Genomic DNA, 18221 nt, shown 5'->3' with positions numbered 1-18221 from the left:
ACAAGAACAAGAGAGCTATCCCATGATCAAGCACACTTGCGTGGCCCTGTTGTCCTCAGCATTGCTGGCCGCGGCAGTGCAGGCCGAAGAGCGGGTCAACATTGCCAACTGGAGCGGCTACATTGCCGACGACACCCTGGCCGAGTTCACCCGGCGCACGGGTGTCCAGACCACCTACGACCTGATCGATAGCAATGAAACCACCGAAGCCAAGCTGATGACCGGCAACAGTGGCTACGACCTGGTGAGCCCGTCCAACCACTTCCTGCCGCGGCTGATCAAGGCGGGTGCCATCGAGGAGCTGGACCGTAGCAAGCTGCCTGGCTGGCACAACCTCGACCCGAAGCTGATGAAGATCCTGGAGACAAGCGACCCGGGCAACCGCTATGCGATCCCGTATATGTGGGTTACCACCGGCATCGGCTACAACGCCGACAAGATCAAGGCCATCTTCGGCAGCACCGAGGTGACGCAATCCTGGAGCCTGCTGTTCAAGCCGGAGAACATCCAGAAGCTGAGCCAGTGCGGCGTGGCGTTCCTCGACAACCCGACGCAAATCATCTCGATCACGCTCAGGACCCTGGGCCTGGACCCGCACAGCGAAAAGCCAGAGGACCTGAAAAAGGCCGAAGCGGCACTGCTGGCGGTGCGGCCCTACATCAGCTATTTCCATCAGTCCAAGTACGTCAGCGACCTGGCCAATGGCAACATCTGCGTAGCGATCGGCTTCAGCGGCGATGTGCTGCAGGCCATGGGCAGCGCGCAGCAGGCGGGCAACGGGGTGAACCTGGGCTACAGCATTCCGCACGAGGGCTCGACCGTGGCGGTGGACATGGTGGTAATGCCCAAGGGCGCACCGCATCGGGAGAATGGGTATGCGTACCTGAACTACCTGCTAGAGCCGAAGGTGATCGCCAGTATCAGTAATACGGTGAAGTACCCCAACGGCAATGCGGCGGCGCTGGAATACATCACGCCTGAGCTGCGCAACAACCCGGCGGTCTACCCGCCCGAATCGGTCCTCGATACGCTGTTCCCGATCAAGACCTTGTCGCCGGCAGGGATGCGCTCGAGTACCCGGCTGTGGACACGAGTGACTAGCGGGAAGTGATGTAACGACCAAAATTCGTCCAGCCCCTCCATGGTGTGCCACAGCGGCGCGTTGGACATCGGCGATACAGCCCGTGCGCAGGCCAAGGCGGGTCTGTTCGCTAACGTACAGACGCTGCCCGGGCAATCGCCGCAGACTGAATGCTGAAAGGCCAGATCGGTAACCCGGCATACCATGGACAATCCTTGGCTTCTCGCACGCAGCTACCTCCGACGCCTGTACGCCCATGCGGGGCGCTGGCGCTCGCCCCGGCACACCTTCACCTACGAAAGCCTGCTGCGCTCGGAGCTGTACAACGCCGACCAGATGGCCGAGCACGGTCTGCGGCTGGCCCATCAGCACCGTTTGAGCCAGCGGCCGGCCAACGACGCCCTGCTTGACCGCCTGGCCGACAACGAACGCATGCTCTCTGCAAGCTGCACCGCCCTCGCCGCCGCCCTGCCCGGCTCCCGCCCGGCGCTACCCGCCGCGCAGTGGCTGCTCGACAACTTTTACCTGGTCGAAACCCATATCCGCATTGCCAAGCACGACCTGCCGGCCAATTACAGCCTGCAGCTGCCGCAGCTGGACAACGGCGCCTCCACCGGCCTGCCGCGTGTCTACGACATTGCCCTGGAGACCATTTCCCACGGTGACGGGCGGATCGACGCTGAGAGCTTCAGCCGTTTCGTCGAGGCTTATCAGCAGGCCTGCACCCTGACCCTGGGCGAGCTCTGGGCCATCCCGATCATGCTGCGCCTGGCCCTGATAGAAAACCTGCGCCGTGTAGCGGCGCGGGTCATGGCCAACTGGGCTGACCGCGACCTGGCCAATGTCTGGGCCGACCGGCTTGGCGAAACCGCCGAGCGCGACGCCAAGAGCGTGGTGCTGGTGGTCGCCGACATGGCCCGGTCGCAACCGCCGATGACCGCCGCCTTCGTTGCCGAGCTGGCCAGGCGGCTGCAGGGCCACAGCGCTTCACTGACCCAGCCGCTGCTGTGGGTGGAACAGATGCTCAGCGAGTCGGCGCGCAGCATCGAGGGCCATGTCCAGCTCGATGCCCAGCAGCAGGCCATCGACCAGGTGTCCATCAGCAACAGCATCGGCAGCCTGCGCCTGCTGTCGACCATCGACTGGAAGGCGTTCGTCGAACACCTGAGCCATGTCGAACAGGCGCTGCACCGCGACCCGGCGGCCATTTACCCCGCCATGGACTTCACCAGCCGTGACCATTACCGGCACAGCGTCGAGCGCCTTGCACGCCACAGTAAATTCAGCGAGCCCGCCGTGGCGCGCACGGCCATCGAGCTGGCCCAGACAGCAGGCGCCGCGCCGGGTGAACCGGCTGGGCACGTGGGCTTCTACCTGGCGGGGGATGGCCTGCCGTTGCTGGAGCAGCACCTGGCCGCGCGGGTGCCGCTGGGCGAGCGCTGGCAACGCCTGCTGCACCGGGCGCCGCTGGCGTTCTACCTGGTGCCAGTGGCACTGCTGTCGTGCCTGCCGGCCTGGGGCTTCATACGCGCCATTGGCCTGGAGGGCTGGCCTTTGGCGGTGCTGGCCGCCATGGCCCTGCCGGTTCTGCTGAGCACCAGCCGCCTGGCCATCGGCCTGGTGAACTGGCTGGTGACCTTGACCGTCAAGCCCTCCTTCCTGCCGCGGCTGGACTACACGGACGGTATTCCCGAGGACGCCCACACGCTGGTGGTAGTGCCCACGCTGCTGGCCAATACCGGCGATGTCGAAGAACTGGTCGAAGGGCTGGAAGTACGCTTCCTGGCCAACCGTGACGAACACCTGCACTTTGCCCTGCTCAGCGACTTCATGGATGCCCGTGAACAAAACCAGCCCGAAGACCAGGCACTGCTCGACCTGGCCAGCGAAGGTATCCGTGCCCTCAACCACAAGTATCCAAGCACGGGCGGTGCGCGCTTTTTCCTGTTTCACCGGCCACGCATATGGAACCCCGCCGAGCGCTGCTGGATGGGCCGCGAGCGCAAGCGCGGCAAGCTCGCCGAATTGAACGCGGTGTTGCGCGGCCACGGCCACGCGTGCTTCATGCGGATCGTCGGCGACCTGCAAGCGCTTGGCCACGTGCGCTATGTGATCACCCTGGACACCGACACCCAATTGCCTCGCGGTGCCGCTCGGCAATTCATCGGCGCCATGCAGCACCCGCTCAACCGCCCTCGCTTCGACGCACACACTGGTCGCCTCGACGCAGGCTACGCGATTCTGCAACCGCGGGTGGGCATCAGCCTGCCCAGCGTGTCGCGCTCGCGCTATGCGCGCCTGTTTGGCAGTGACGCCGGTGTCGACCCCTACACGCAGGCCGTTTCGGACGTTTACCAGGACCTGTTTCTCAGCGGCTCCTTCATCGGCAAAGGCATCTACGCAGTGGACGCCTTCGAACAGGCACTGGAGGGCCGTTTCGCCGACAACCGGGTACTCAGCCATGACCTGATCGAAGGCTGCTACGCACACTCGGGCCTGCTCAGCGATGTGCAATTGTTCGAAACCTACCCGGCCCGCTACAGCGCCGACAGCAAACGCCGGCACCGCTGGATACGCGGCGACTGGCAACTGCTGCCGTGGCTGGTGCCCTGGCTGCACACCGGCACCCATGGCTTGGCGCTAAGCCCGCTCAGCGCCTTGTCGCGCTGGAAGATTTTCGACAACCTGCGCCGCAGCCTGGAGCCGGCGGCGCTGCTGACGCTCCTGCTGTGGGGTTGGCTGGCCAGTGCCACGCCGCTCGCCTGGACACTGGCCCTGCTGGCCTTGCTGCTGGCGCGCCCAGTGCTGGACTCGCTGCTCGAACTGCCGGGCAAGGCCGCTGATGTCCCTGTGTCAGAACACTTGCTGGCAGCGTTGCACACCTCGGGCACCTATTTCTTGCGTGCCGGCCTTTCACTGGCCTGGTTACCCTTCGAAGCCTGCTACAGCCTGGATGCCATCCTTCGCACCTTGTGGCGGCTGGCCGTCAGCAAACAACGCCTGCTGCAATGGAACCCCTCACGCGAGGACGAACGCTGCAGCGCAGATACCCTGGGGGCGGTGTATCGCCAGCAATGGGGGCAACCGGCCTTGGTGTTTGTGCTGACCGGTGCCTTGGCGATGCAGCCGACGGTACTGCTGATTGCCTCGCCGGTGCTTGTCCTGTGGCTGCTCGGCCCGGCGCTGGCCTGGTGGCTCAGCCGCCCGAGTGACCTGACCGCCCTCATGCCCGGCAGCGAAGACCTGGTCTTCCTGCATCGACTCGCCCGCGCCAACTGGGCCTTTTTCGACAGCTACGTCGGCCCTGCCGACAACTGGCTGCCACCCGACAACATCCAGGCGCCGCCCTTCGCCAACATCGCTCACCGCACCTCACCGACCAACATGGGCATGGCCCTGCTCTCGCACTTGGCGGCCCATGACTTCGGCTACCTCAGTGCGGGCCGCCTGTTCGAACGCCTGGCCTGCATGCTCGACAGCATGGCTCGCCTGGAGCGCTTCAAAGGGCACTTCTACAACTGGTACGACACCCAGGCCCTCAAGCCGCTGTTACCGCTGTATGTCTCGAGCGTGGACAGCGGCAACCTCGCCGCCCTGCTGTTGACACTCAAGCCCGGCCTGCTGGAAATGGCCGACACGCCCCTGCTCGACCGGCGACTGAGCCAGGGATTGCTCGACACCTTTGACACGCTGCTGGACGCCTATGCCCGCACAGGCGCGGACATCCAGCCGATCTCGGCCCTGCGCGAGCAGGTGCGGCTCGCCCATGGCCAGGTGGGCGACGTATACGCCACGCTGCTGCCGATGCTGGTCGAACAATTGCAGCCGCTGATCACACAACCGGTTGCCTTGGCCCCCGGCACAGAAGTTGCTGACGATTGTACTTTCTGGCTGAATGCCCTGAATGAGCAATGCCTGGACCTGAGCCGCGAACTGCAGCAGCTGCAATTGCCCCCCGGTAACGATCAGGCGCCCCACGCTCCGCTGACCTGGCGCCAGCTGGCACAGCTTGACGCAGACCAGTGGCCGCCCCCCGAGCGCCTGGCGGTGGCCAACGTCAGGGCAGTTGCCCGCCAGCGCATCGCCCAGGCACACGCCCTGGCCAGCCGCATTGAAGCGTTGGCCAGCATGGACTTCACCTTCCTGTACGACAACCAGCGCGACCTGTTCGCCATCGGCTACAACGCCGACGAACATCGCCTGGACGCCGCGTTCTATGACCTGCTCGCGTCCGAGATGCGCCTGACCAACTTCGTCGTCATCGCCCAAGGCCAGGTGCCCCAGGACAGCTGGTTCGCCCTGGGCCGGCTGCTCACCAGCAACGCCGGCGTGCCTGTGTTGCTGTCCTGGTCCGGCTCGATGTTCGAGTACTTGATGCCGCTGCTGGTGATGCCGAACTATGAAGGCACGCTACTCGACCAGACCTGCCACGCCGCCGTCAAACGGCAAATCGAACACGGCAAGCTGTCGGGCCTACCCTGGGGTGTGTCGGAATCGGCCTATAACGCGCTGGACGCACATTTCAACTACCAGTACCGGGCGTTCGGCGTACCGGGGCTTGGCCTCCAACGTGGCCTGGGTGAAGAGCGCGTGGTGGCGCCCTATGCCAGCGCACTGGCCTTGATGGTGGCGCCCGCTGCCGCCTGCCGCAACCTGCAACGGCTGGCCACCCTTGGCCTGGCTGGGCGCTTCGGGCTCTACGAGGCCGTGGACTACAGCGAGGCACGCCTGCCCCCCGGGCAAGACGCCGTCGTGGTCCGCTCGTTCATGGCCCACCATCAGGGCATGAGTTTCCTGGCCCTGACCGCTTTGCTGCTGAACAAGCCCATGCAACGGCGCTTCGCCTCCGACCCGCAGTTCCAGGCCAGCATGCTGCTGTTGCAGGAGCGCGTGCCGAAAACCGCTGCGCCCTACCTGCATACCCTCCAGGCGCCGGCCGAGGACACCGCCGAGCGCGACCCCGAGGCACGGCTGCGGGTGTTCAAAGAGCCAAACCGGGCGCAACCGGCCGTACAACTGCTGTCCAACGGCCGCTATCACGTCATGGTCAACCACGTGGGCAGTGGCTACAGCCAGCGCAATACGCTGGCGGTGACCCGCTGGCGCGAAGACGCCAGCCGCGACGACCTGGGCAGCTTCTGCTACCTGCGCGATGTCGCCAGCGGCGCCTACTGGTCCACCTCCTACCAGCCGACACGGCACCGAACAAAGCTTCAGGAGGCGATTTTCAGCGACGGCCGCGCGGAGTTTCGCGTGCGCGAACGCGACTTCGACTGCCATACCGAAATTGCCGTATCGCCCGAAGACGACATCGAGCTGCGACGCCTGCACCTGACCAACCATGGCGACCTGCCCCGCACCCTGGAGCTGACCAGCTACGCCGAAGTGGTGTTGGCACCGGCCTTGAGCGATGCCCTGCATCCGGCTTTCAGCAAGCTGTTCATCCAGACCGAACTGATCCGCCCGCTGCAAGCCATTCTCTGCACGCGACGGCCGCGCTCGCAGCAAGACGCCGTGCCATGGATGTGCCATGTGCTCGCGGTGCACGGCGCCGACATCGAGGCGCTGTCCTACGAAACCGATCGGGCGCGCTTCATCGGCCGAGGGCGCACCCTGGCGCGGCCGGCAGCCATGGACCGGGACAACGAGGCGTTGTCCGATAGCGAGGGGGCGGTGCTGGACCCGATCGTGGCCATCCGCTGCCGCATCACCCTGATGCCCGGCCAGGCGACCACGGTCGACCTGGTCACAGGCGTCGCCGACAGCCGCGACGCCTGCCTGCAGCAAGTCGCCAAGTACCGCGACCGGCACTTGGCCGATCGGGTGTTCGACCTCGCCTGGCCGCACAGCCAGGTATTGTTGCACCAGCTCAACGGTTCGCTGGCCGACGCCCGGCTGTTCGAGCAGATGGCCGCCTCGGTGCTGTACCCCAACGCCAGCCTGCGGCCCAACGCAGCGCTGCTGGCCAGCAACCGACGCAACCAGACTGGCCTGTGGGGCCAAGGGGTGTCGGGCGACCTGCCAATCGTGCTGGTACAGATCGGCGACCCGGCCAACATTCATCTGGTCAAGCAAATGGTGCTGGCCCATGCCTACTGGCGCCAGAAGGGGCTCGCGCTCGACCTGTTGATCTGGAACGAAGACCAGGCCGGTTATCGCCAGCAACTGCAGGACCTGATCATGGGGATCGTCACCTCCGGCAGCGAAGCGGCCCTGCTCGACCGCCCCGGCGGCATTTACGTAAGGCCTGCGCAGCAACTGTCTGCCGAAGACCGGCTGCTGACCTTGTCGGTAGCCCGGCTGGTGCTCAACGACAATCTCGGCACGCTGGAAGAGCAACTGCACCTGCGCCGCCAGCCAAAGGTCCCGCAGGCTGTTCAGGCCAACCCTGCCAGCCGCCGGCCGGCACCTGCCAGCCACTCTCCGGCCGAGCAACCCACAGTGATGCTGGGCAACCGTTATGGCGGGTTCAGCACCGACGGCCGCGAGTACGTCATTGCGCTGCCACCCGGCTCATCGCCACCGGCGCCATGGGTAAACATCCTGGCCAACCCGCACTTCGGCAGCGTGGTCTCCGAGGCCGGCAGCGCTTACACCTGGTACGAGAACGCCCACGAGTACCGGTTGACGCCCTGGCACAACGACCCGGTTACCGACGCCAGTGGCGAAACCTTCTACCTGCGCGACGAGGACACCGGCGAATACTGGTCACCGACGCCGCAGCCCTGCCCAGGCAGTGGCCGTTACTGCACCCGCCACGGCTTTGGCTACAGCGTATTCGAATATACCGAGCAAGACCTGCGCTGCGAGCTGTGGGTGCATGTGGCACTGGATGGCCCGGTCAAGTTCAGCCGGCTCAAACTGCACAACACTTCGGCACGGGTACGTCGGTTGTCGGTGACCTGCTTCGTCGAGTGGGTGCTGGGCGACCTGCCCGGCAAAACCGCCATGCACGTGGTCAGTGAGACCGACGCTTTCAGCGGCGCGCTGTTTGCCCGCAACAGCTACTCAGTGGAATTTTCCACGCACGTGGCGTTTCTCGATTGCGACCTGCCAATACAGGGCATGACCTGTGATCGCGGCGAATTCCTGGGGCGCAACGGCGATTGCCAGGCGCCTTTGGGTATGCGCCAGTCACGGCTGTCGGGGCGTACCGGCGGTGGTCTGGACCCGTGCGCGGCATTGCAGGTGGCGCTGCAGCTGGAGCCTGGCGAAAGCCGGGAGGTGGTATTCCGCCTGGGCGCCGCCCGGGACGCCCGCGCCGCTACCCGCTGCGTGCAGCAGTACCGGGGGTTGCAGGCCGCCATGGACGAGTTCGACAAGGTCAGCGCCTACTGGCGGCGCACACTGGACACCGTGCAGATCGAGACGCCGGAACCTGCACTGGATGTGCTGGCCAACGGCTGGTTGATGTACCAGGTGATCGCCTGCCGGTTCTGGGCGCGCAGCGGCTTTTACCAGTCTGGCGGTGCCATCGGTTTCCGCGACCAGCTGCAGGACAGCATGGCCATGGTCCATGCCGCGCCGGCGGCGGCGCGTCAACACCTGCTGGCCTGCGCTGCGCACCAGTATGCCGAAGGCGACGTGCAGCACTGGTGGCACCCACCGCTGCAGCGCGGGGTGCGCACCCGCTGCTCCGATGACCTGCTGTGGCTACCGCTGGCCGCCAGCCGCTACGTAGAGGCCACCGGGGACTACGCTGTGCTTGACGAGCCGGTCGGCTATCTGGAAGGCCGCGCGCTAAACGCCGGGGAAGAGTCCTACTACGACCTGCCTGGCCACTCGGCCCTGGTCGAGAGCCTGTACCAGCATTGTCAGCGCGCCCTCGCCCACGCCCTGCAGTGCGGGGCCCACGGCCTGCCGTTGATGGGCAGCGGCGACTGGAACGACGGCATGAACAGGGTGGGCGAACAAGGGCAAGGCGAAAGCGTGTGGCTGGGCTTCTTTGGCCACGAGGTGCTGCGGGCATTCGGCTGCGTCGCCTTGCGCCAGGGCGACAGCGCCTTTGCGTTGCGCTGCACCACCCAGGCCGCCGCACTCGCCGAAAAACTGGAAGCGCACGCCTGGGACGGCGGCTGGTATCGCCGCGCCTGGTTCGACGATGGCCAGGTACTGGGGTCGGCGAGCAATCAGGAATGCCGCATCGATTCGCTGTCGCAGAGCTGGGCAGTGCTGTCGGGTGTCGCTTCGCCCGAACGCGCCCGCCAGGCCATGGCGGCGCTGGACAGCCACCTGGTACGCCGTGATATCGGCATCGTCAAACTGCTCGACCCACCCTTCGACCAGGGCCAGCTGGACCCTGGCTACATCAAGGGTTACCTGCCAGGGGTGCGTGAAAACGGCGGGCAGTACACCCATGCGGCCATCTGGGCGAGCATGGCCTATGCGCAGCTGGGCGACGCCGACAGGGCCTGGGAACTGCTGCGCCTGATCAACCCGGTGCGCCAGGGCTGCGACGCGTTGATCGATACCTACAAGGTCGAACCCTATGTGATGGCCGCCGACGTCTATGCGGTTGCGCCCCACGCCGGGCGGGGTGGCTGGAGCTGGTACACCGGCTCTGCCGGCTGGATGTACCGCTTGATAGTCGAAAGCCTGCTGGGCCTGCAACGCAGTGGCGACACCCTGCGCCTGCAGCCGCTGTTGCCGGCAGGCTGGCCGGGTTATGTCCTGCATTACCGCTTTGGCAGCACCCATTACCGGATCGAGGTACGCAACGGCAACGGCAGCGAACTGAGCCTGAGCCTGGACGGCGAGCGGCTTGCCGACGCCAAGCTTCGGCTGAAGGATGACGGGGGCGAGCACCACGTCATTGCCCAGTGCCGGGCCTGCTCCTTGCCTGCCATCTGAACCGTTGGGCGCGTCACGGCAGCGCTGGCGCAAGCCTTGGCCCCGCTAGGCTAAGCTTGTTCCGACAGCAGCTGCCATCGATGGTCCCACGCATGCAACACACGGTAAAACCCCAGAACAACCACTTGCTGGCTGCCCTGTCGCCAGAGGCGTTCAGCCGGTTGGCACCGGACCTGGAGCACGTCAACCTGCCCCTGGGCAAGGCGCTGTACGAGTCCGGCGACACCCTGAGCCACGTCCACTTCCCGGTCGATGCCATCGTTTCGCTGCTGTATGTGATGGAGAACGGCGCCTCGGCCGAAATATCAGTGGTCGGTAACGAAGGGCTGGTCGGCATCGCCGTGTTCATGGGCGGCGAAAGCACCCCCAGCCGGGCCATCGTGCAAAGCGCCGGGCATGCCTACCGTCTGCCCGTGCAAAAGATCAAGGACGAGTTCAACCGCCATGGCGAGTTGATGACTTTGATGCTGCGCTACACCCAGGCACTGATCACGCAGATGGCACAAACAGCGGTGTGCAACCGGCATCACTCCATCGACCAGCAATTGTGCCGCTGGTTGCTGTTGTCACTCGACCGCCTGCCGGGCGACCGCCTGTGTATGACCCAGGAACTGATCGCCAACATGCTCGGCGTGCGCCGCGAGGGTGTGACCGACGCCGCCGGCAAATTGCAGCGCCTGGGGGTGATCGAGTACAACCGCGGGCAGATCAGGGTGCTGGACCGGGCACGGCTGGAAATGCTGAGTTGCGAATGCTACGCGGTGGTGAAGAAAGAAACCGAGCGACTGCTGCCCTACATGCCGCCCCCCCAAGGTTGAACCCTGGCCAGATCAGCCAAATCTGCAGCGCGGGCATTGGCCCGCCCCCCCCCGCAGAGACTGAACGCCATGCGCCGGAATCAGACAGTCGCTAGCGGCCCGCTTTTCCCTTTGCATTCAAATGGCCGCTTTCGACCCTTAGCGGACTGTCGCTCCGATTTCACCTTCTTGCCGCTAGAAAGCTTTCTCTTTCATCTGCACGTGCAATGCACCGACAATTCTGAAAAAAAGCGCGGCTTCTGCGTCTCGTGTCGTTCATACATTCGAAAAGAGGGTGAAATGCTGATGGATTTGTCTCGAGACGCGGCGAAGGCTTCTCTTGACGGAGGTATCGACGCCACTGCTGCCCTCACCAGTGGCGTTGCTGCATTCATCTGAAGAGGACCATGCTGGGCTAAAAAAACGTTCGGCAATATGATGGCAAGCGTTCTGGCGGGCACAGTCGATGTTGCGGTACAGACTTATCCGGAGCTGAAACCCAATAAGGACATATGGATGGAAATCGCTAGGGAGTGCGCTGCAAGAAGGGTCTGTAACAGGAATGAAGAATGACTCGACAGCGTAGCAAGCGTCCACTATGGGTAGATGGTGGTCATTGTCGACCGGCAGTATCGCCCCATATCAAACGCTTGCATTAAGGCCTACAGATCGGGCTTAGAACGTACCACGCAAGGTCAACAGGTATTCACGGGGGTTACCGTACCAATTGTTCATCGCGTTGGTTCCCACGGTCTGGTAGTACTTCTTGTCGAAGATGTTGTTGACGTTAACCGATGCCGTCCAGTGCTTGTCGATTTCGTAATCGACCAGAGCGTTCCACACGGCATAGCCTGGCTGCTCGTACTCGAATGGATTCACGGTGGTGACGGTGTTTCCGAACGCATCCTTTACAGAAGAGGTTCCGCTGACGTAGTTTCGGCTCTGGATATTGGCGCCGAGGCCAAGCTTCCAGTGGTCCAGATCCCCTGGCAGGCGATAGCTGGTGAACAGCTTGAGCAAATGCTTCGGTGTTTGAGTGCTCAGCGGTTTGCCTCGGTTGGACGCTGTGCCGGTCTTGACCTGCTCGTTGATATTGAAAGTGTAACCCGCCCCGACCTGCCAGTTCGGCAGAAGCTCGCCGGTGATCTCGGCATCGAAGCCTTTGCTGACAATCTTGCCACCGTCTTCGTAGCAGCATGGGTTGCCGATCACGGTTTCGGAATTGAGCAGCATGGCCTCGTTCTCGCGCTTGGTGTAGTAGACCGCCAGCGAGAGGTTGGCTTTTTTGTCGAACAACTCGGCTTTAGTGCCCACCTCATAAGTATCACCCGTCATAGGCTTGAGCGACTGGTGATCGGTGCCCAAGTAGTTGGTCTGCGGGGTGTAAATCTGGCTGTAGCTGGTATAGACCGACCACTGCTCGTTCAGAGTGTAGACAAGCCCACCGAACGGGGTGATCACCCCGCTCTCCTTGCCGCCGGTAGGGTAAACTTGGCCATCGGATGGCGTCACGCTGGTGATGTTGTCGTCGTAGTCCGAATAACGCGCACCAACAATCAGTTTTAACGGCTCGGCCAGCTGCGCGCGCAGGGTAGCGTAGGCGCCGCTCTTACGCTGGTTCCATGCGGGGAAGTTGATGTACATCCCAGGCATGGCACCTTCAGGCTGATTGCTGATGTCGTCCTGACGTGGGTCGACCGGGATGTTGGCCATGCCTAGACGGAATGACTCGAAACCGCGCCGGGTTTCCTGATGGTCGATACCGAACAGCACCTCGTGCTCCAGGCCGAATGCACGAAAGCGCCCGGAGACGTTGGCGTCGTAAAGGTCTTGGTCAATGGTGTAATTGCGCCCCCAGCGTGAGAACAGCGAGCCTCTTCCAGTCGTGCTGTCGAGGGTACCGGTTGCCTGGCCGATGTTCTGGGTGATGTCTTGGCTGTAACGTGTATAACTGCCGTTGACCTTCCAGTCTTCATTGAAGGCGTGCTCCAGTTTGACGAACAGCTCGTTGGTTTCGTAGTTTGCTGTGGACCAGTCCGCGCCCAGTGATGTGTCGCGGGACAAACCAATGTCGTCGCCAGTGTTGTACCGAGGCAGTCCACTGTCCCAGTAACCCTTTATCTTGCGCCACTGGTGACTGCCGCCAAACGTCAGCAGCGTATCCGGTGTGAGGTCGGCTTCAAGGATCCCATAGTAGATTTCTTTCTTGCTGTTGGTGGTGTCGTAGAAATAATCGCGATCTTCGACGGCGACCACACCTCGCCCACGCAAGCGACCATCTAAACCGAGCGGCCCGGTGACATCGACCTCCTGGCGATAGTTGTCCCAGCTGCCCGCCGAGGTAGTGGTCTTGAGCTGGTTGAACGCCAATGGCTTCTTACGCACCAGATTGAGGGTGCCGCCAGGCTCACCGGTCCCGCTGAACAGGCCATCAGAGCCTCGCAGGATCTCGATATGGTCATACATGGCCATGTCTGGCAACGACTGATAGTTCTGCTGGCGGATCGCCGGAGCACCGCCGTCAGTCTGCACGCTGGTGACCTCGAAACCACGGGAGTAGAACTTGGTATCTACGCCGTTGCCGCCTACCACGGTGATGCCGGTCAGTTTATCCAGCGCCTGTTCCATGTTGGTGATGCCCTGATCCTCGATGTTCTGCCGGGTCAACACCGAGACCGATTGGGGAATCTCACGCAGCGCCACGGGAGTTTTACCCCCAACCGATACAGCGCCTGCGGTGTAGGAACCGGTATTTTCTGTCGTCAGTCCAAGGCCCTGGCTTTGGATGATGGTCGACCCCAGCTCCAGGGCCTTGTCGCCGACTTGGACTTTTTCGATCAAAAGGATGTCACCATTGAAACTCGCCTTCAGTCCGCTTCCACCGAGCAAACGCTGAACCCCTTCACCGGCGCTGAACTGCCCGCTCAATCCCTTGCTCTCCTGCCCCTTCAGTACCTCGCTGGCCACCATCAGCCTCAGACCTGCCTGGTCGGCAAAACGCGTCAAAGCTTGGTCCAGCGAACCTGGAGCAATGTTAAAGGTGTGGAGCGTGCTCTGAGTGCGTTCGGCCGCCTGTGTCGCAGTAGTCATGGCAAAGGCGGCAATGGTGGTAATGGCGAGGCTCAGGGCTGTCCGGCGAATCAAGTGCTGCATGTGTCCCCCCTTGCTGAAATCAGCGAAATAAAAATCACTCTCGACAGGGAAAGACGACAGGCTGCAAAAAGCCGACAGCGCGATAGCAAAAAATTTTCAGCGAGACACACGCACCCTGGTGTTGTCGCGTTCGATGAGGGTCAGCCAGGGCAGTTGGCGAATCCGCACAGGGAGCGAGCGTTGCAACAGCTGCAACTGTGCCGGCAAGTCATTGGTGCCGACGATGCCGGTCACCGGCAATTGGCGCAGCTCTGCGTCGCGGATCCAGATCAGCCCTGAGTGATAAGGTTTCATGGCGTCAAGCACATCACCAAGCGTGCGGTTGTTGAAGACGAGACGATCATGCAGCCAGGCAGTTTCGGCACTCGCGTCTACTGCGTATGGCTGGGACACGCCGTTGTCGTCATAGTCCAGCGCCTGGCCTTCCTGAACCTCAGCCGTTTGCACGGCATCGTTGGCTTGCACGTCTACCCGCACCGCATGTTCAGTGACCACCAGATGGACACTGCTGTCCTGCCGACGCACATCGAAAGCGGTGCCCAATGCGCGCATGCGCCCCTCGCCCGCCTCGACGTCGAAAGGCCTCTTTGGATCAGCAGCGACCTGCACGTACAGCTCGCCGCTATAAAGTCGCAGCACTCGCCGCGATCCATCCACATCGACGTCCAGTCGCGTCTGCGGTGCCAGTTCCAGGCGCGAGCCATCCGCCAGTTGCAGCGTACGGCGTTCACCCACTCCCGTGCGCTGGTCCGCCATCCAGCCGTTCTCGGCTGCCTGCCATGTCAGCCCGCAGGCAAGTCCCACCGCCAGCACCAAGCCCAAAACCGGCAGGCGCTGGGGGCGTGATACGGGGCATTGTAGGGCGCTACCCAACTGCTCCCACAGCCGTTCAGCCGCCTGTGCTGCCCGCTGATGCCCCGGCGAGGTTTCGCACCATTGCAGGTAACCCTCCCAGTCGACCTTCTGCTTGTCGCCCGAGTGCAGGTCGACCAGCCACTGCAAGGCTTGTTCGCGCAGGGCAGACTGTGTGGCTTGAGAATCAGGCACGTTCACTTAGTCTTCCATCAGCCCTAGGCGGCTGGCGCAGTGACTCAACGCCCGCATGATGTACTTGCTGACCATGCTCGGTGAAACGCCAAGCCGTTCGGCAATTTCCGTGTGCCCCAGCCCGTCGATGCGGTTGAGCAACAGTGCGTGGCGGCATTTTTCGGGCAACTCGTCCAAAGCGTTGTGCAGCAGGCGCAACTGCTCGCGCAAAAGCAGAAGCTCAGCTGGCCCCGGACTGGAGTCGAGCAACTCATCCTGAAGATCGTGCAACGATGCCTGAGTACCACGCCGCGAACGGCTGCGACAAAAGTCGATGATCAGGTTGCGCATCATCCGGATCAGGAAGAACTGCGGATTGCTGATGCTCTGAGTCCGTTCTTGGCGGTCGAGGCTCACATAACGCAGGAAAGTGTCTTGGGTCAGATCCGCAGCCAGATCACGATCACCGAGACGACGGTAGGCGAGTTGCTGGAGTTCGCGGTGGTAAAGGCGAAACAACTGCTCCATTTTGTCGGCCACTGCGCGCTCCGAGAGAGGTGACATCCATTTTTTGTGGAGTGAGCATACTGACTGTGAGAATCATTCGCAATGATGAGGATGCCGGATGAATGTCTGCAATGGGTCGAAAGCGGCCGGTCCTGAATGGCCGCTTTCGACCCAAAGCGGCCAGTGGGAAGCTTTGAATCTTACCCCCTACAGCCCCTCCAGATAATCAGTCACCACTTACCAGAATGTGCCACGAAGGGTCAGCATGTGATTGCGCTTTTCGCCATACCAGTTGCCAGACGCCGAAGAACCTAACGTTGCGTAGTAGGTCTTGTCGAAGATGTTGTTGGCGTTGTAGGCCAAGGTCCAGTGATCGTCGATCTTGTACTCGACGAGCGCGTTCCACACCGCGTAACCGCCCTGACGGTAGTCGTAGGCTTCGTTGCGCAGCACATTACCGGCGCTGTCGATCACACTGGCGGTACCGTTGACCAGATTCGCGCTCTGCACGATCGCGCCACCACCGACCTTGAAGTCGTGGAACTGGCCGGGCAGCTGGTAGGTGCTCCACAGTTTGAACTGGTGCTTAGGCGTAATGCTGCTGAACGCAGTGTTGTCCTGGCGGTTGCGATTGTTGTTGTAGGTGTAGCCGGCCAGCACATTCCAGTCCGGAAGGATCTCGCCGGTCAGTTCCATGTCGATACCCTTGCTGACCACTTCGCCTTGGGTCAGGTAACAACAGTTGCCACCGAACAGCACGTTGGTGAGCGTGTAGTTCGGGTCGACCACCGCCTCGTTGTTACGCTTGGTGTAGTACAGCGCAAACGAAACATTCACCGCACCATTGAACAGCTCGCCCTTGATCCCGGTTTCGTAGGTCTTGCCCTTCATCGCTTCGATCGAGCTGCCTGGCAGTGGACCTTGCAGCTTGTTCTGCTGCGGCTTGTAGATCTCGGAATAGCTGACGTAGGTCGACCACTCGTCGTTCAGGTCGTAGACCAGGCCCCCGTAGGGCACCAGCTTCGTGGGCTCGCGGGTGTCGATGTCGGACTGTACGCTCCACACACCGTTGCTGCGCGCGCGGTACAGCTGCTCGAACTTGTAGCGCTGGGCCCGGGCACCGACGATCAAGTGCAACGGCTCGGCCAGTTGAAGGCGCAGGGTGGAGTACAGGCCGTACTGGGTCTGGGTGTTAGGGCTGTAGTCGCGGTAGAAATCTTTGTTAGTCGCCGGCATCGGCCACGGCGTGGAGCTTGGGTCGAACACGTCGATGCCGCCACCGGAACCGGCCGACTGCATGGTGCCTTCCCACTGGCTGGTAATTTTTTGATAGTCGACTCCCATGAGGAACTCATGATGCAGGTCGAATGCCTGGAATTTACCGGCGATGTTGGCATCCCAAAGCTTCTGGTCGCTGCGGTACTGGTTGACGTTGCCGCTCCAGGCCGGACCATCGAGAGTGACCGGGTTGACCGAACCGAAGTTGAACGCACTCTTGCCGAAGCCGGAGTCCAGGGTCTGGGTGTAGGTGACGTTGGCTTTCCAGTCGTCATTGAACTTGTGGTCGACCTTGGCGAACACCTCCTGTGAGCGGCCATCCAGATAGGCCCAGCTCTCGGTCAGGCTGGTGTTGCGCGACAGGCCCAGGTCGGCGCCGGTGGCATAGCGCGGCAAGCCAGTGCCGGAACCGGTTTCGTGAATGCGCTCGGTGCGGCCACCGACGGTCAGCATGGTGTCTGGCGTGATGTCGGCCTCCAGAATACCGTAGACGATCGGTTTTTCAGTGGCACGGTCGTCGAGCATATACTGGCGGTCGGTGTAGGCGGCTACCAGGCGACCACGCAGTTTGCCGTCGAAACCCAACGGGCCAGTGACGTCGAACTGGGTGCGGTAGTTGTCCCAGCTGCCGGCCGACAGGTCGACCTTGAGCTGGTAGGTGTCCAGAGGGCGTTTGCGCACCAGGTTGATCATGCCACCCGGGTCACCGGTACCACCGAACAGGGCGGACGAACCCCGCAGTATTTCTACGTGGTCGAACTCGACCATGTCGTAGTTCTTGTTCGAGTAGAAGCTGCCCGACGTAGTACCCAAGGCCATCGGTGCAGCACCGTCAATCTGGATGTTCTCTACCTTGAAGCCGCGCGAGTAAAAATCCGAAAGGCGGAAGTTGTTGTTCTTCACCGTGATGCCGGGGGTAATCTTCATAGCATCGGCAAGGTCAGTCATACGCTGCTCTTCGATGACCTGGTGGGTGATCACCGACACCGATTGCGGTGTTTGCCGCAGGCTTGTCGGGGTCTTGGAGCCGATACTGACCTTCTCAGTGGTGTACGAGCCGGTATTCTCGGTCATCATGCCCATGCCCTGACCTTCGATGAGGATACTGCCCAGTTCCAGTGCAGATCCGCCGTCATTTGTCAGCGGTTGCAAGGACCAGTTGCCATCCGCGGCCTGCGTTGCTGTCAAACCGGTGCCCTCTAGCAGCAGGTGAAGTGCCATGTCGGCAGGCATCTCGCCGTTGACTGCTTGTGCCTGTTTGCCTTCGACCATGTTCGGAGTGTACGGCAGACTGATGCCGGACTGCTCGGCAAAGCGGTTCAACGCCTGGGCCAGTGGTGCTGCGGGCAAGTTATAGAGCTGTGCAGGTTGCTGCGCCTGAGCCATTTGGCAGAGGCTGGACATCGTGCCAATGCAGATGGCCTGGGCAAGCAAGGCGGGACGGTAACGGGATAGCAGATCCATCGAGTTGTGGCTCCTGAAAAGTGCGGGCTTTTTCTTCTTGTCGAAGGAGCCGGCGAAATCCCGTA

General features: G+C 62.4%; 7 protein-coding genes. 3 read left to right on the top strand and 4 right to left on the bottom strand.

Going from position 1 to position 18221, the window contains the following annotated elements:
* Window positions 1–22: 22 nt before the first annotated feature.
* From SB756_RS06610 to SB756_RS06600, 3 genes are all read left to right on the top strand, one after another.
* A complete protein-coding gene (locus SB756_RS06610) occupies window positions 23–1111 on the top strand; it encodes a polyamine ABC transporter substrate-binding protein (RefSeq protein ID WP_063425775.1) in 1089 nt (362 codons plus the stop codon).
* A gap of 174 nt (window positions 1112–1285) precedes the next feature.
* A complete protein-coding gene (locus SB756_RS06605; RefSeq protein WP_410910471.1) occupies window positions 1286–9931 on the top strand; it encodes a GH36-type glycosyl hydrolase domain-containing protein in 8646 nt (2881 codons plus the stop codon).
* 92 nt (window positions 9932–10023) lie between these two features.
* The gene (locus tag SB756_RS06600; RefSeq protein ID WP_410910470.1) at window positions 10024–10749 is read left to right on the top strand and encodes a Crp/Fnr family transcriptional regulator; all 726 of its coding nucleotides are present in this window, start codon (window positions 10024–10026) and stop codon (window positions 10747–10749) included.
* A gap of 654 nt (window positions 10750–11403) precedes the next feature.
* On the opposite strand, the gene SB756_RS06595 is transcribed toward SB756_RS06600, so the two are convergent.
* The 4 genes from SB756_RS06595 to SB756_RS06580 all read right to left on the bottom strand — a co-directional run bounded on the left by SB756_RS06595 (window position 11404) and on the right by SB756_RS06580 (window position 18156).
* A complete protein-coding gene (locus SB756_RS06595) occupies window positions 11404–13881 on the bottom strand; it encodes a TonB-dependent siderophore receptor (RefSeq protein WP_243055333.1) in 2478 nt (825 codons plus the stop codon).
* Window positions 13882–13977: 96 nt separating this feature from the next.
* A complete protein-coding gene (locus tag SB756_RS06590; RefSeq protein WP_410910469.1) occupies window positions 13978–14934 on the bottom strand; it encodes a FecR family protein in 957 nt (318 codons plus the stop codon).
* Window positions 14935–15447, bottom strand: coding sequence for an RNA polymerase sigma factor (locus SB756_RS06585; RefSeq protein ID WP_410910468.1), 513 nt, complete (start codon window positions 15445–15447; stop codon window positions 14935–14937).
* 204 nt (window positions 15448–15651) lie between these two features.
* On the bottom strand, window positions 15652–18156 hold the full coding sequence (locus tag SB756_RS06580) for a TonB-dependent siderophore receptor (protein WP_410910467.1): 2505 nt from the start codon (window positions 18154–18156) through the stop codon (window positions 15652–15654).
* Between the last annotated feature and the right edge of the window lie 65 nt (window positions 18157–18221).

The organism is Pseudomonas sp. SIMBA_068, from assembly GCF_046534705.1.
Taxonomy (GTDB): Bacteria; Pseudomonadota; Gammaproteobacteria; order Pseudomonadales; family Pseudomonadaceae; genus Aquipseudomonas; species Aquipseudomonas putida.
Note: the sequence above shows the minus strand (reverse complement) of the source record. Positions and strands in the feature narration are given on the sequence as shown.

Coding starts and splice junctions, on each gene's coding strand:
- SB756_RS06605 (WP_410910471.1), top strand. CDS start 1,286: ATGGACAATCCTTGGCTTCTCGCACGCAGCTACCTCCGACGCCTGTAC.
- SB756_RS06610 (WP_063425775.1), top strand. CDS start 23: ATGATCAAGCACACTTGCGTGGCCCTGTTGTCCTCAGCATTGCTGGCC.
- SB756_RS06600 (WP_410910470.1), top strand. CDS start 10,024: ATGCAACACACGGTAAAACCCCAGAACAACCACTTGCTGGCTGCCCTG.
- SB756_RS06595 (WP_243055333.1), bottom strand. CDS start 13,881: ATGCAGCACTTGATTCGCCGGACAGCCCTGAGCCTCGCCATTACCACC.
- SB756_RS06580 (WP_410910467.1), bottom strand. CDS start 18,156: ATGGATCTGCTATCCCGTTACCGTCCCGCCTTGCTTGCCCAGGCCATC.